Consider the following 15,544-nt stretch of genomic DNA (forward strand, 5'->3'; position numbering starts at 1 on the left):
GATTCATGACCACCAGTTTTTCTGATTTAGGATTATCGCCAGCTGTATTACAAGCGGTGTCCGACCAAGGCTACACCCAACCCTCTCCTATTCAACAACAAGCTATCGGCCCGGTCTTAGACGGCCAAGATGTTATGGCGGCAGCGCAAACGGGTACCGGTAAAACCGGCGCATTTGCATTACCTATCGTTAATTTGTTGAGTGAGACGTCAAAGCGTCCATCGCCAAATAACATCAAAGCACTGATTTTAACGCCTACTCGTGAGCTTGCTGCTCAAGTCGCTGAAAGTGTTAAAGCGTGTGCTCAGCATACCCAATTACGTTCTATGGTCGTATTTGGTGGAGTGTCGATTAACCCTCAAATGCAGGGGTTACGTCGTGGCTGTGATATTTTGATTGCGACTCCTGGACGCTTGCTCGATCTGCATCAACAAAATGCCGTGAAGTTTAGTCAACTTGAGATACTGGTCCTTGATGAAGCCGACCGTATGCTAGATATGGGATTTATTCATGACATTAAACGTATCATGAAGCTAATTCCAGCCAAACGACAAACATTATTATTCTCAGCAACCTTCTCTGATCCTATTAGAGAATTAGCGAAACAGTTTACTCAAGAGCCAATCGAAATATCGGTTACGCCTAAAAATAGTACGACACCGTTAGTGAAACAATTACTCGTGCATGCTGAGAAAAGTAGTAAAACCACATTACTGATTAAGTTAATTAAAGATAATGATTGGCAGCAGGTATTAGTATTTACCAGAACAAAGCATGGTGCTAATCGTATTGCGCAAAAGTTAGGAAATAAGAATATTACTGCAGCTGCTATCCATGGTAATAAAAGCCAAGGTGCTCGCACTAAAGCATTAGCTGATTTTAAATCAGGTGATGTACGTGTGTTAGTGGCGACTGACATTGCTGCACGTGGTATTGATATTGACCAGTTACCTAATGTGATTAATTATGACTTACCCCACGTGCCAGAAGATTATGTACACCGTATTGGCCGTACGGGTCGAGCTGGAGCAACTGGGCATGCAGTATCGTTTGCTACTAATGAAGATATCAAACAGCTTAATGATATCCAAAATCTCATTGGCGAACACATTGAAGTGCTGGAAGTGGAAGGTTTATCTGTGTCTGGCGTGATGCAAGCACCGCTTAAAACACCAAAAGCAAAAAAGCCAAAGAAGCCGCGTAAACCACGTTCACGTTCTGGTGGCAACGCGACTAAAACGGGTGGAGCGCAGGCAGCTGCTGCGGCACAAACAGGTGATGGACGGGGTAAATCATCACCGAGTCGCGGTCGTCGCAGTAAACCAGCGTCATAATATTTGTCGCTTGAGCCTATCACGTTGAGTGATGATTAATAAGATTAAAAAAACCACCTTAGTAGGTGGTTTTTTTTGTAACACTTTTAAGATTAGGCGTCTACGCTACCACAGAAACGATAGCCTTCACCGTGAATCGTGACAATTAACTCAATATCACCTGGCTCAGACTCAAAATGCTTACGAATACGACGAATAGTCACATCGACTGTTCTATCGTTAGGACGTAATTCGCGACCTGTCATTTCCATAATGAGTTGTTCACGAGTCAGAATTTTACCTGGGTTATTTAAGAATAAATGTAAGGCACGAAACTCACTGCGAGGAAGTCTAAACTCGTTTTGGTTTGGAGAAATTAAGCTACGGCTATCACCGTCTAACGTCCAGCCATTAAAGTTTACGCGAGAAGGTAAATCTTCATCATCATTAGCATTTGTTGTGCGCGTGAGTAAGTTACGCGCACGGATCGTTAATTCACGAGGATTAAACGGTTTAGTTAAATAATCATCGGCACCAATTTCAAGACCTAAGATACGGTCAACATCGTTATCGCGACCGGTTAAAAATATGAGACCTACATTTTTACGGTCGCGCACTTCGCGGGCAAGTATCAATCCATTTTTGCCAGGCAAGTTAATATCCATAATGACGAGATTGATATTATTATTTTGAAAAAAGTCATGCATTTGTTCGCCATCTTCAGCTTCAAATACATTATAACCTTCAGCTTCAAATAGGCTTTTCAACGTAGTGCGTGTGACTACTTCATCTTCAACAATTAAGATATTTGGCGTTTGCATAGTGTTTACTTACTTTAACTTAAAATTAATATTTTTATTACGTGCTAGTCTATCAGATAAATAAATAAAATACACGGCTATCTAGCACAACAATCAATGGCATAAATCTAATGCAGTGCACGTTGAAATAATGCCTCAAATTGAATTGCTGCATCTGACCAAGTGAATTTGGTCTCCATCGCTCTTTTTTGCATTGTTACGAACAGGTCTGGTTGCTCTCTGTATAGTAATAATGCTCGACGAATACATATCAATAATGCTTCAGGCGAGGGGGAATCAAAGACAAACCCAGTGGCTTCCTGAGGATTTTGGTCAATACCTACGACAGTATCACTTAAACCACCAACATTACGGACAATTGGCAATGTCGCATAAGCCAGTGAGTACATCTGATTAAGACCGCATGGTTCAAATTCAGATGGCATTAAGAAAAAGTCAGAACCTGCTTCTACTAAATGGGCTAATTCAGGTTCAAAGCCATGGATAAATTTAAATTTAGTTGGATGCATACGGCTTACGTCTGCCAGTTGCTGACACACCAGCGGGTCGCCAGTACCAACAATAACTAAACCCAAATTATGTGCCATTAAATCACGCAAGATAGGGACGATATAATCAAATCCCTTTTGTGCTGTTAATCGACATACCATCCCGATGAGAGGTGTATCAGGTGAATCTGTAAACCCTGCTTTGGCTTGAAGTGCAGCCTTGCATTTGGCTTTACCCGATAAATCATTGATGTCAAAGTGGGCTGGAATAAATGGGTCAGTGGTTGGATCCCATTGAGAGTAATCACAGCCGTTGAGGATCCCTTTTAAATCGGAAGAGCGGTTTTGTAATACATAATGTAAACCATGACCGCCTAAATCCGTTAGGATTTCTTGAGCATAAGTTGGGCTGACAGCGGTAATTTTATCCGCGTGTGCAATCCCAACTTTCATCATATTGATATGTGGATGCTGATCAAAGTGAAGTGCTTGATGATAAGGCTGCATCATGGGGATTTCATGAAGTTCAAAACTGCCCTGAAAAGCGGCATTATGAATGGTTAATGCTGTTTTAGTGTTCGCAAAAAAACCTTCAGCAAACTGTTGTTGGTTATGCTTAACAAAGAAAGGAACTAAACCGGTGTGCCAGTCATTACAGTGCATAATATCAGGCTGGAAATTAACGGCTTGCAGCACATCAATGACTGCAGCACTAAACAAACCAAAACGTTCACCATTATCGCTGTAAGCTACGTTGTTTTCAGCATAAAGCCCCTCACGGTCAAAACAAGTATGGCCGATTAAATGTACTTTAACATTACCTAAGTCATGCTCGTAGCGTTTAAATTGGCGCATAGAGCTGGTGAATTCACCATGCTGTGTTAGATTGAATTGGTCAATCACGACTTGATAAGCTGGCATGACAATACACACCTCATGACCTAACGCTTCATAAGCTAGAGGTAGAGCTTTAGCGACATCGGCCAGTCCACCTGTTTTAATAATGTCTTCTACTTCTGATACGATAAATGCGATCTTCAATTTACTATCTGACATAGGTTTATTTTCTTTGTTTGTATTTGTTATGACCCGCTTTGGGACGAATACCGACTGCTTGGTAAACAGCGAATTTATTATCACTGATGAGTTTTTGACAAGGGCCGACATGCTCTTCCATATCCACAGCATAATTCAAGAAACTATTAGCAACTAAGGTTAAATGACCTTGTTCGATTAGATGCTCTCGAGCTTGTACTAAGAAACTATGCGCGATGGAGTAATCAGTATTAATACCTTTATGAAAAGGCGGATTAGTAATGATATGGCTAAACTTACCTTCCACATTAGATAATCCATTGCTGGCAACCACATCACCTTGTAAGTTATTTAAATGTAGTGTTTTTTGAGCACAATACAAGCTTAATGCGTGAATATCACTTAATACTAGATGTAGATTGGGGCGGTTATTTGGATCGGGGAATGTATGTAAGTGTCGTACACCCACAAATGCCGCAATAACACCTGCACCACAAGCAAAATCCAACACATCATTTTTGATGTTTTGAGGTAAGTGCTGTAATAACAAATGAGTACCTAAATCTAGGGCATCTTGAGAAAACACGCTTGGCATACCAGCGACTTCCCATTTAATCTCGTTCAATTCATAGGTCTTAGTCGTTAAGAAGTCATCCAGATTAAAGGCCTTTGGATTGGCCTTCACCGTACCGACAAATAAACCGCAATGTTTGGCCGAGTCGACTTTGTTAACGGTATCGCACACTTTCTCTAAATGCTTAGCACAGCTTTTAATGCCACTTTTATTATGACCAACAATAAATATCTGGCCGCCTGTCTTAACCACGTTAGATAAATTAGCTAATAACATTCCCAAGTGAGTTTTGACTTTGGGCATGTACACAATGGCAGCATCATAAAGTACTTTTGGTGTGACGATATGAGTGTTGAATTCATGACGTGCAAAATCAGCAGAATAGGCTTGCTCGTAAACATCATAAAACTGATGAAAACCCGTGATGTTCTCGCCTAAATCATAAAACACTTCTGCGTCTGTTGGGTTAACGATGACAACATTACCTTGAGCAAAGTACTCTTTGTTGCGCAGAATAACCTGACTTTCTGGACTCATCATGCTTGAACTTCCTTTTGCGCAGCGAATAATAGATCCCATACACCGTGACCGAGTTTTTGACCACGGACCTCGAACTTAGTAATAGGGCGATATTCGGGACGTTCAATATAGTCGTTATTCGAGCTAAGGTTAGTGTAATTAGGTTGGGCTTGAAGCGTCTCAAGCATATGCTGTGCATAAGGCTCCCAGTCAGTTGCCATATGTAATTGACCGTTATCTGCGAGTTTTTGATGCACTTTTTGGGCAAATTCAGCTTGGACTATTCGACGCTTGTGATGACGTTTTTTGTGCCAAGGGTCGGGGAAAAATAACTGTAAACGGTGTAATGCGTTATCAGCAATACACTTATCTAGCACCTCAATAGCATCGTGTTCAAACACACGTAAGTTCGTCACTTCAGCCGCTTGAGCATCAGCTAAACATGCACCTACACCTGGACGATGAACTTCAATACCAATGAAATTTAGTTCAGGTGCATTTGCCGCCATTTCCACTAACGATTTACCCATACCAAAACCGATTTCCAATACGACAGGATTATCGTTGCCAAAGACTTCGGTTAAATTAAGTAGACCCATATCAACAGTCAAACCCATTGTTGGCCAATTATCTTCGATAGCTCGGCCTTGTGCGGTAGTCAAACGGCCTTCGCGTTTAACAAAACTTTTGATTTTGGAAATGTATACGCCAGCAGCTTCTGCTTCTGCTTGGTTTTGGAAACGACTCATAAAAGTGCTCTGAATATCTAGATTGTGCGTATTATCCTGTGTTGTTGACTGAATGTAAAACGTCAGTGTGGTTTTATTTGGTATAATTGTTTTAGGTAATGGTTGATTGATAAAAATAAAAGAGGGTATACATGGCATTTGATTTTGCTCAAACGGCGCTAGCATGGTTTGACCTGCATGGTCGTAAGCATTTACCGTGGCAACAAAATATCAGTGCATATTCTGTTTGGATTTCTGAAATCATGCTCCAGCAAACTCAAGTCACCACAGTCATCCCTTATTTCGAGCGATTTATGCGTTCGTTTCCGACGGTGAATGATTTGGCGAATGCGCCTCAAGAGGATGTCCTGCATCATTGGACGGGGTTAGGTTACTACGCTCGTGCGCGTAATTTACATAAAGCAGCGCAACAGATTGCTGAACACCATAATGGCGTGTTTCCGACGGACTTTGAGGAGGTATTAGCACTGCCAGGTATAGGGCGATCAACTGCGGGTGCGATACTCGCAATTGCGGAGCATCAAAATCATCCCATTTTAGATGGTAATGTAAAACGAGTGTTAGCCCGATTTTTTGCCGTAGAGGGTTGGCCTGGCAGTAAAAAAGTCGAAGATGAGTTATGGCATTTTGCAGGTGAGTTGACGCCATCAGAACGGATTGCCGATTATACTCAAGTGATGATGGATTTGGGGGCAACGTTATGTACGCGTTCTAAACCTAAGTGTGAAGTATGCCCATTGCAGTCGCGTTGTTTAGCGTTTGCCAGTGGTCGTCAGTCCGAACTTCCTCACAAAAAGCCGAAAAAAACGATCCCCAGTAAATACACAACAGTGATCATTCCGATGTTATTTGACCGGGTGTTGATGACTAAACGACCAGAGGAAGGTATTTGGGGCGGTTTATGGTGGTTTGGAGGAGAATTTACTCCAACAGCGCAAAAGGTGGATGAACATCCGACTATATATACAGCGTTAGGGGAGCAGTTTGATGTGGTATCTTCAGATATGCTCCCAGAATTTAAACATACATTTAGTCATTTTCATCTTCACATCCAACCTGTGATATTATATCTCACAACAGATAAAGTGAGTGAAGCGGTGTTGTCTAATTCCATGCCCCAAATGACATTAGAGGATTTGACTGGTGCGGGAATACGGGACGGGCAGGTACATCAACGATGGGTGGATTACCGTCAACCTGCAGACATTGGATTATGTAAGCCAGCACTGACTATTTTTAATCAATTACAACAGCGTTAAGGACATCAATAACATGGGTAGAACCGTTCATTGTGTACGTTTAGATAAAGAAGCCGATGGCCTAGATTTTCAATTATATCCGGGTGAGCTAGGTAAGCGTATTTTTGATTCAATCTCCAAAGAAGCTTGGATGGATTGGCAAAAGAAACAAACGATGTTGATCAACGAAAATAAACTTAATATGATGGAACCAGAAGCGCGTAAATTCTTAGAAGAACAAATGGCTGCGTACTTATTTGAAGGCAAAGAACCGGATATTGAAGGCTATACACCGCCTGCTAAGTCGTAGTTTTGAAGGTTTATTAATCAAATTCAAATTAAATGCATAAAAGTGTTGACTTGAAGGCCAAAAATCCGTTTAATACGCACCTCACTTATTAAGTGCTTTGCATTTTATAAGCGCCTCGATAGCTCAGTTGGTAGAGCAGCGGATTGAAAATCCGCGTGTCCCTGGTTCGATCCCGGGTCGAGGCACCATTATTCCAAGAGCCCTGAACAGAAATGTTCGGGGCTTTTTACTTTAAAGCCAGCCAGAGTAGGCTATACAGCTATTGCTAATCCTTCACTTTCATTACGACTGTTTTAGGGCTGTAGACAATGCTGAAGACAAATTTAAAATCTAAACACCCGCAATATACCCTTAAAAAGGGCTCAATATTCTATTATTCAAGAGCTGTACCTGGAGACATTTCTAGCTATTACTCAATGAACCGAAATATTAATTATTTAATTGAATGCTTGGGTGATAATCATTTATATAGATTTACATATAAAGACGCGGCAAAATTTAAGGGTTGGCTTGCCAATAAGAATTTGGCAACAAGTTCAATACAAAGGGTCTTCTCAGGCATAAAAGCGGTCGTTAGTTTTATGATTCTTGAACAGGGATTGCGCAAACCCTTTTGCAAGAGTGTATATACATAAAAAATCAATTTGTAAAAAAACGTAAGCCAATATCACGTAACGACCTTTTAAAAATACAGAATGTATTCGTGAGAATAAATGAGGATATACGTTGGCTTGTAGCAATTATATCAGATACTGAGATGAGACTATCTGAAGCGGCAGGGTTAAAATTAAGTGACTTAGTTATTAACAGCAATATACCGCATGTAATAATTCAACCTAATTCCAGTCGGAGATTAAAAACAGTAACCAGTAAAAGAAAAGTTCCTCTGTCGGTGTTGAACTATTATCACTATCTCGACTTATGCCGCTCCTAAAAGGGTGTCATCAGCTTTTATCCTTCTCGCAGTGGAGTACGTCACTACGAATAGCTTTGCTCCTCCTCGCGCCTTCTCCTCGGCTCAGTCACTAAGCACCAACGAGACTTAGGTAAAGATGTAAGTTGTAGAAATGTTGGTATTTGTTGATGTAGAAATCAAGTAAAAGCATTACATTTAATTTAACAATGTAATGCTCCCTTTAACTACTTTTTTTTCTCTACATTTTTTATGATAGTTATTTCTGCAATGGTTCTTCTATTCAGCGCATGTTGAGCCTCGGTAGTTGCATCAATTAATAATTGAGTTTCTCCAAAGCCTATAGTTTCAATTCTTTCTGGAGCAATGTTATGTTGATTGATTAATAACTTGCCTACCACAGCTGCACGTTGTTGCGAAAGCCATTGATTATATTTATCAGTACCTCTTGCATCAGTATGCCCCTCTATCACCACACTAGTGTCTGGGTAGGTTTGCATAAAGGTTGCTAATTTCATTACTTCTAACTTGTCGTTTGATGTTAATTGTGAGGAATTAATTGCAAACAATAAGTTTAATCTCATCGAAATCGTTTCCGTGACACTCAGTGTACAACCTGTTTTATCAACTATGTAAACACTTGAGGTGTTTGGACAAAGGTCTTTACTGTCAAGCACCCCATCATTATCAGAGTCAATTAAGGTTACAACAGTTGGTGTGATAAATTTGTTTTCGCTAACAGATTTAATTGGCTGAACGGCTTTTTCACGGGATGCTTTCACAAATGGGAAATATTGTAGACCAACAAACATATTCGAAACCTTTTGTTGATCTAATGTCATCCGTTCAATGCCAATATTAAACAATAAACTTTGACTAAATTTATAAGCGGCTCCAACCGTAACAGGGTAACTATTTCCAGAGCGAGTAGCTGCACCTTGTTGTTGAGGATCAAGTGTTTGATAATCTTGCTCCCACTTAAACATACCTAACTTTGCAAATAATTTAAATCGTTCTGTAAGTGGTAAGGAAGCAGTAAAATTGATACGTAATCCATTTGCTGTTTCTGGAAAAACTTCCTCTGCTGCATCATAATACTCATTTAACTGCTCTGCCAATACATTACCCGAAAACTGAACGTGTCTTTCGCCTAAATCGCTGTAATTAAAATCGATACCAAAATATTGATTGAATTGGTATCCAAATCCGACACTGGAGCTCTGGTCAGTATCCTTTACTGAAAGAGATGTCGCATTGATCGCCAAGTTTTGATAGGCATTATTTAATTGCGTCTTGTTAATATCAGTTGAAGAACGCCCTAACTGCCCTCCAATAAATAATCCTTCAGGCCAAACACTCTCGATACACTCATTATCATCATTATGTCGACACGCTTCCTCAGTGTTGTTGGCGTTGGCATTAAATGCTAACAAACACGTAAACATCAACACGCTAAGGCATTTTGCTAGATGTTGAAACGTTATTCTAAACAACGCTGCTACAGACAACAAAATCAAACCAAACAAATGAAGTGAACCACCGGTTGATTTAGTAACAGCGATGACCTCTACCACTTGTTTTACTTCTATATTAAACGATGCAGATGTTTGCATATTAAACTCATCTTCAATTATATAATTAATAATAGCATTACCATAAAAATCACAATCAGGTGTAAATACAATTAAACCGTTAGATAATATTTCAACACTACCATGAGGAGAACTTGCCGAAACTAAACTAACTTGGTCACCATTAGGATCTGAGGCGGTAGTTAACACATCAATTGGTGAAGATTCGTTACACTGTTCTATAGTTCCCGCTGCTATCATACCAGCGACAGGAGCCAAATTAGGTGGAGCAATAGTCACATATATTACAGCTTGTGTCGTTCCTCCCTGTCCATCAGCAACACCATAAACAATCTCTACTACCCCAGCATAATTAGCTGGAGGCGTATAAGTCATGTTACTTTCTAACAGCTGAGCAGTACCAACTTGCGGGGTAACAGAAGTAATATCTAATTCATCGCCATCCTCGTCGCTTACAAAGTCATTCAAGTCAATAACCAGATTGTCATTATAATCAATCTCACTATTGATATCAGCCGCGACAGGTGACGTATTGGTTGGGTTAACCACACCAACAAAACCAGGATCAACAATCGTACCATTAATTAATCCATCATCATCATTAGGGCCACCATCTTCGATTTCCACTTGGACACACCAATCGCCTTCATTTAAACCTGGTGTCCATAAATCAGAACGAGGTGGTGGACAATAACCTGGCTCACCTTTCGTCGAATGTAAAGTATTACGCGCATTTTCAACAAAGGTATACCAACCACTTGCTTGAGAATACTTCCGGTAAACCGCATTGGCAGGAATCGGATTACGTTGAGGAAAAGTAATCGCTACACTTTGTGCTTCATCGGGTAATCCATAAGAGATAAAATCAAATATCCCACCTACATTTGTCGCTAAAGTATCCGCTTGAATGTTATTTAGATTTTTAGCAATATCATCATCGGTGATATGCGCCCCACCAGTACTTGCATCAAATGCAAATTGCCCTCGGCGCAAACACACACCCGGATCACCCTCAACCAAATATCCATTTTGCACCGATTGTTCTTCTAGCAAAACATTACATTCGTTAACTCGATCTAAATAATCAGGGATCCCATCGCCATCAGAATCAGCAAAGCCTTCTAAATTATCTGGAATTGAATCACCATCAGAGTCGATATCAGTTAACAAAGGTAAGCTATCAATGACTTTAATATATACAATTTCTCTATCATCTCCCATCGGGAAACCGTCATCTTCGACTAATAACTCAAATTTATATAGTCCTGTTATTAATAACGCAGGGTCAAACACAAATTGATTTAACTGCTGTGCTTGATTTTCTATTTGCACTTCACTTGACCAAGTAAAACTGAAATTATCGCTCACATTGGGATCAAATACAGAAGCCGTTATCTCGACAAGACCGTCATCTTTAGCAACGGTTAATTGTTTTTGTCCATTTTGTTTAACGGTTATGTTTAGCTCAGGTGCAATATTATTTTCAGTTATTGTGGTGGTTTGTATTGATTTTGCACCTATATTCACCGTGTCTGAGAGTTGGATATTTAATTCTTCATCTTGCTCAACCGCGCTATCAGCATTAATGTTAAATGTAATATCAGCGCTTGTTCCGGATGTAATAGTCACAGTTCCATCCACTAAGTCATGATCAGACAATGTCGCATTGCCAGCCACATTAAACGGAACAACGATTGGATAAACCGGTGATTCGCCATTTAAATAAACACCAACCGAAACTTCATCTCCCTCTGTCACTGTTTGATCTTTACTCAGTGATATCAATGGATTAACACATACTTTTTGTGCAGCAATAGATGTATTTCCTTGAGAATCAGTTGCCTGCCAATACACTATATTGGTACCAGGTGGAAATAATGCCACATTACCTATCACAGAAACCGGTACAGGATTTCCAAACATGTCAACTGCCGAGGCCTCTCCATAGTCGACTCTAGTATATAATGCATTGGCATTGACCGACAGCGATCCACAAAGATCTTGCGGCACACTAATTATTGGTAGTTCTCCATTTAAATCAACATTTATTGCAACCGTTACAGTTGCAGAAGCCGTTTGATCTTCAGGGTCGCTAATAGTGTAAGCAATCTTAACTGCACCTTTAAAGCCATTTGGAGGCAAATATTGAATTTGGTTATCCTCGATAGCAACAGTACCAAATGATGGTGTCGCAGATAAAATAGTTAATGCTTCTCCTTCAGGATCTTCATCGTTTGTGAGCACGTCGAAGGAAACCAGCTGAGTATCCATTAATAAAAACTCATCATTTCTGGCAATAGGCGCTAAATTATCTTCAATGGTGTCATTTACTGTGATTATCACTTGTGCAACTTCAGAGTCTTCTTGTCCATCATTGACTTTATAAGTAATTACATCTTGTCCACTAAATCCATCAATCGGAAGGTACGTCCAGAATTGGTTTTCTCCAGTTAATGAGCCATTTTCAGGGAGTTGAACAATAATATAGGTTAACGTATCTCCATCTTCATCCCTGCCTTGTAATTCAAACGATTTATCCGTTAGTTCATCCGTAATAATACTCAATGATTTTGCAACCGGCGCATCGTTCACGTTAGTGACTGTGATACTCACTGTCGCGGCAGCAGAATCCACCGTGCCATCATTGACCGTAAAGGTAAAGTTATCGCTACCCACATAATCATCATTTGGCGTATAGGTGAGACTCGGCGCAGTGCCTGATAACGTACCATTAGTTGGCTGACCTACCGAATACGTTAATGGATCACCCTCGGTATCTGTGCCTGCTAGGGTAATGGCTTTGGCCGTTTCTTCCGTTGTCGTGACGGATTGTCCTGTTGCAACCGGTGCATCGTTCACGTTAGTGACTGTGATACTCACTGTCGCAGTAGCAGAATCCACCGTGCCATCATTGACCGTAAAGGTAAAGCTATCGCTACCCACATAATCATCATTTGGCGTATAGGTGAGACTCGGCGCGGTGCCTGATAACGTACCATTAGTTGGCTGACCTACCGAATACGTTAATGTATCACCCTCGGTATCTGTGCCGGCTAGGGTAATGGCTTTGGCCGTTTCTTCCGTTGTCGTGACGGATTGTCCTGTGGCTACCGGCGCATCGTTCACGTTAGTGACTGTGATACTCACTGTCGCAGTAGCAGAATCCACCGTGCCATCATTGACCGTAAAGGTAAAGCTATCGCTACCCACATAATCATCATTTGGCGTATAGGTGAGACTCGGCGCAGTGCCTGATAACGTACCATTAGTTGGCTGACCTACCGAATACGTTAATGTATCATTATCGGTATCTGTGCCGGCTAGGGTAATGGCTTTGGCCGTTTCTTCCGTTGTCGTGACGGATTGTCCTGTGGCAACCGGTGCATCGTTCACGTTAGTGACTGTGATACTCACTGTCGCAGTAGCAGAATCCACCGTGCCATCATTGACCGTAAAGGTAAAGCTATCGCTACCCACATAATCATCATTTGGCGTATAGGTGAGACTCGGCGCAGTGCCTGATAACGTACCATTAGTTGGCTGACCTACCGAATACGTTAATGTATCATTATCGGTATCTGTGCCGGCTAGGGTAATGGCTTTGGCCGTTTCTTCCGTTGTCGTGACGGATTGTCCTGTTGCAACCGGTGCATCGTTCACGTTAGTGACTGTGATACTCACTGTCGCAGTAGCAGAATCCACCGTGCCATCATTGACCGTAAAGGTAAAGCTATCGCTACCCACATAATCATCATTTGGCGTATAGGTGAGACTCGGCGCAGTGCCTGATAACGTACCATTAGTTGGCTGACCTACCGAATACGTTAATGTATCATTATCGGTATCTGTGCCGGCTAGGGTAATGGCTTTGGCCGTTTCTTCCGTTGTCGTGACGGATTGTCCTGTTGCAACCGGTGCATCGTTCACGTTAGTGACTGTGATACTCACTGTCGCAGTAGCAGAATCCACCGTGCCATCATTGACCGTAAAGGTAAAGCTATCGCTACCCACATAATCATCATTTGGCGTATAGGTGAGACTCGGCGCAGTGCCTGATAACGTACCATTAGTTGGCTGACCTACCGAATACGTTAATGTATCATTATCGGTATCTGTGCCGGCTAGGGTAATGGCTTTGGCCGTTTCTTCCGTTGTCGTGACGGATTGTCCTGTGGCAACCGGTGCATCGTTCACGTTGCTAACAATTACATCTAATGGAATATGATTATTGATAACACCATTTGATGTAGTTGATAAAGTAGTACCAATTTCAAAATCAAAATTCAAATAATAAGTACTGTCTTGCGACGTTGTTGGAGCTGTAGATTGGTCTTGAATTGTTTCAATTCCTCCGCCTAAACTCGGTGTATATAAACTTGAGTTGGGAGGTATGTTAGTACTTGGAAACGAATAGCCACTGGGAGGAGTAACAGTTAATGAATATGTTGCAGTTTCTGCGTTACCGTTTAACACAAAAGAATACAAACCATCTGACGCCGTTGTCTGTGTATTAATGCCGCCGGCGACTTGGTCTAACCATGTGTTAGGTACTAATGTTTGAGTACCGTTATCATCATAATAAAACTTTACTACAGCACCAGCCATAGGTGAGCGCGTACTCTCATCATAAACAATCCCTGCAGGATCGATTAAAATGGCATCAACATTACTAAGGTCACTACCATTAACTGAAATAGAACTAACTATGTTTACGGATTTATTATTTGCGTTTGATAGTTGCCCAGATCGACCATTAGCCGATTTGGCTTTAAATTTATTACCGGTCGTTGAAAAAAACTCTACTATATAATCGCCATCGGCAATATTGTTAAAACTATAATCACCATTATTGTCACTATTTTGCGTTTGGAGCACATTAGAAAAAGTCGTATCCGCAATCGCATACAATCTTATAGTCGCACCAGATACACCGTTATTGCTTGCGCCTCGGGTAATGGTTCCCGAAATAGTGTACGATACTCCGCCAGCAGTACCTTCATTTTGAGCCTGTTGATTTAATACGGCAAATGCTTCATCTGGGTTAGCCGCATTGCCTTTAGCATCTCTAGGTGAGTCGTAAGTGATGCTACTGGTAGATAATCGGAGTAGAAAAGATTTTCCATCCCAACCTTGCCCAGTATCAGGGATTATACCAATACCGCGTGTAGTGCTACCACTAGTTTCACGCCAATTAATCGCTGAGTTTATTACTTCTGTCGTACTATTATTGTAAGTAATCGTCACAACTACGTCGTAATCATTACCTTGTGTTCCTCCAAACGTGCCATCGTCTGTTGCAGCAGATAGCGTAATTTTACTAATATTTAAATCGCTATATGTTTCAATGGAATCTCCGTTATGAGCAGAGTTAGAGTAACTAACAATAACTCCATATGTGAATTCAGCTTGTGCAATAGCTGCATAGGCTCTTACAGAAAACACCTGACATATTAGAAACAAACCTAGCGAAAAAATGACTCTCATTACACACAACCTAATAAAAACTATTAACTTAATTTATGACTATTTGTACTTTTAACTATTGAATCTATACAACGAACAAATCTGTTAAAAATTAGTACTATGTTTGGAGTCGGAAAAATATCATAAATTATTTTAACTAGCACTATATTTAATGCTTTATGCAGTGGTACATTGATTTTGGCCACTAAAATAAGGCGGTATTTTTATATGTGAAGTCCTCAATTACAAATACAACAATAGTAATAAACTCAAATAGACTTACAAATCATGTTGTGAATACCATTAATTCTGACATTCGAAGAGAATAGGCTCATAGTTGATGTGGTTTACCTATTATTCTGACCTTTTTACAGGTTTTATGGTTCCGTCTGGATTAAAATGTAAATATTCAACTGCACTATGTCTTTGTCGTCCCCAGTCTGAATCAATGTCTAACCATCGATGATAATATAGTAGCCATTGTCTATTATATTCGACTTACGTGTAAAACGAAAAAAGATCACTTTAA

At 40.6% G+C, this 15,544-nt stretch carries 8 protein-coding genes and 1 tRNA gene; 4 read left to right on the forward strand and 5 right to left on the reverse strand.

Going from position 1 to position 15,544, the window contains the following annotated elements; genetic code table 11:
- Positions 1 to 5 precede the first annotated feature (5 nt).
- Positions 6 to 1,334, forward strand: coding sequence for a DEAD/DEAH box helicase (locus G2999_RS04825; RefSeq protein ID WP_010179293.1), 1,329 nt, complete (start codon positions 6 to 8; stop codon positions 1,332 to 1,334).
- A gap of 92 nt (positions 1,335 to 1,426) precedes the next feature.
- On the opposite strand, the gene arcA is transcribed toward G2999_RS04825, so the two are convergent.
- The 4 genes from arcA to trmB all read right to left on the reverse strand — a co-directional run bounded on the left by arcA (position 1,427) and on the right by trmB (position 5,499).
- Positions 1,427 to 2,134 (reverse strand): two-component system response regulator ArcA, encoded by a 708-nt coding sequence (gene arcA, locus G2999_RS04830; protein ID WP_010179294.1) that lies wholly within the window; start codon positions 2,132 to 2,134, stop codon positions 1,427 to 1,429.
- Between the two features lie 107 nt (positions 2,135 to 2,241).
- Positions 2,242 to 3,678, reverse strand: coding sequence for a glycogen synthase GlgA (gene glgA / locus G2999_RS04835; RefSeq protein WP_010179295.1), 1,437 nt, complete (start codon positions 3,676 to 3,678; stop codon positions 2,242 to 2,244).
- A 4-nt stretch (positions 3,679 to 3,682) separates the two neighbouring features.
- The gene (locus G2999_RS11880) at positions 3,683 to 4,771 is read right to left on the reverse strand and encodes a 16S rRNA methyltransferase (protein WP_010179297.1); all 1,089 of its coding nucleotides are present in this window, start codon (positions 4,769 to 4,771) and stop codon (positions 3,683 to 3,685) included.
- A complete protein-coding gene (gene trmB / locus G2999_RS04845; RefSeq protein ID WP_010179299.1) occupies positions 4,768 to 5,499 on the reverse strand; it encodes a tRNA (guanosine(46)-N7)-methyltransferase TrmB in 732 nt (243 codons plus the stop codon). Before trmB ends, G2999_RS11880 begins: the two co-directional genes overlap by 4 nt.
- Before the next feature lie 131 nt (positions 5,500 to 5,630).
- On the opposite strand from trmB, the gene mutY reads away from it, so the two are divergent.
- From mutY to G2999_RS04860, 3 genes are all read left to right on the forward strand, one after another.
- On the forward strand, positions 5,631 to 6,758 hold the full coding sequence (gene mutY / locus G2999_RS04850; RefSeq protein ID WP_010179302.1) for an A/G-specific adenine glycosylase: 1,128 nt from the start codon (positions 5,631 to 5,633) through the stop codon (positions 6,756 to 6,758).
- A gap of 13 nt (positions 6,759 to 6,771) precedes the next feature.
- The gene (locus tag G2999_RS04855) at positions 6,772 to 7,047 is read left to right on the forward strand and encodes an oxidative damage protection protein (protein WP_010179304.1); all 276 of its coding nucleotides are present in this window, start codon (positions 6,772 to 6,774) and stop codon (positions 7,045 to 7,047) included.
- Positions 7,048 to 7,159: 112 nt separating this feature from the next.
- Positions 7,160 to 7,235, forward strand: a tRNA-Phe gene (locus tag G2999_RS04860).
- Positions 7,236 to 8,187: 952 nt separating this feature from the next.
- Here the strand turns inward: G2999_RS04860 and G2999_RS04870 are convergent.
- Positions 8,188 to 15,036: an Ig-like domain-containing protein gene (locus G2999_RS04870; RefSeq protein WP_010179308.1), complete on the reverse strand. Its 6,849-nt coding sequence runs from the start codon at positions 15,034 to 15,036 to the stop codon at positions 8,188 to 8,190.
- Positions 15,037 to 15,544: the final 508 nt, after the last annotated feature.

The organism is Glaciecola sp. HTCC2999, assembly GCF_000155775.1.
GTDB lineage: Bacteria > Pseudomonadota > Gammaproteobacteria > Enterobacterales > Alteromonadaceae > Opacimonas.

Bases quoted from the DNA above. Each gene is read 5' to 3' on its own strand.
- trmB (WP_010179299.1), bottom strand. From the start codon at position 5,499: ATGAGTCGTTTCCAAAACCAAGCAGAAGCAGAAGCTGCTGGCGTATAC.
- G2999_RS11880 (WP_010179297.1), bottom strand. From the start codon at position 4,771: ATGATGAGTCCAGAAAGTCAGGTTATTCTGCGCAACAAAGAGTACTTT.
- G2999_RS04855 (WP_010179304.1), top strand. From the start codon at position 6,772: ATGGGTAGAACCGTTCATTGTGTACGTTTAGATAAAGAAGCCGATGGC.
- glgA (WP_010179295.1), bottom strand. From the start codon at position 3,678: ATGTCAGATAGTAAATTGAAGATCGCATTTATCGTATCAGAAGTAGAA.
- G2999_RS04825 (WP_010179293.1), top strand. From the start codon at position 6: ATGACCACCAGTTTTTCTGATTTAGGATTATCGCCAGCTGTATTACAA.
- G2999_RS04870 (WP_010179308.1), bottom strand. From the start codon at position 15,036: ATGAGAGTCATTTTTTCGCTAGGTTTGTTTCTAATATGTCAGGTGTTT.
- mutY (WP_010179302.1), top strand. From the start codon at position 5,631: ATGGCATTTGATTTTGCTCAAACGGCGCTAGCATGGTTTGACCTGCAT.
- arcA (WP_010179294.1), bottom strand. From the start codon at position 2,134: ATGCAAACGCCAAATATCTTAATTGTTGAAGATGAAGTAGTCACACGC.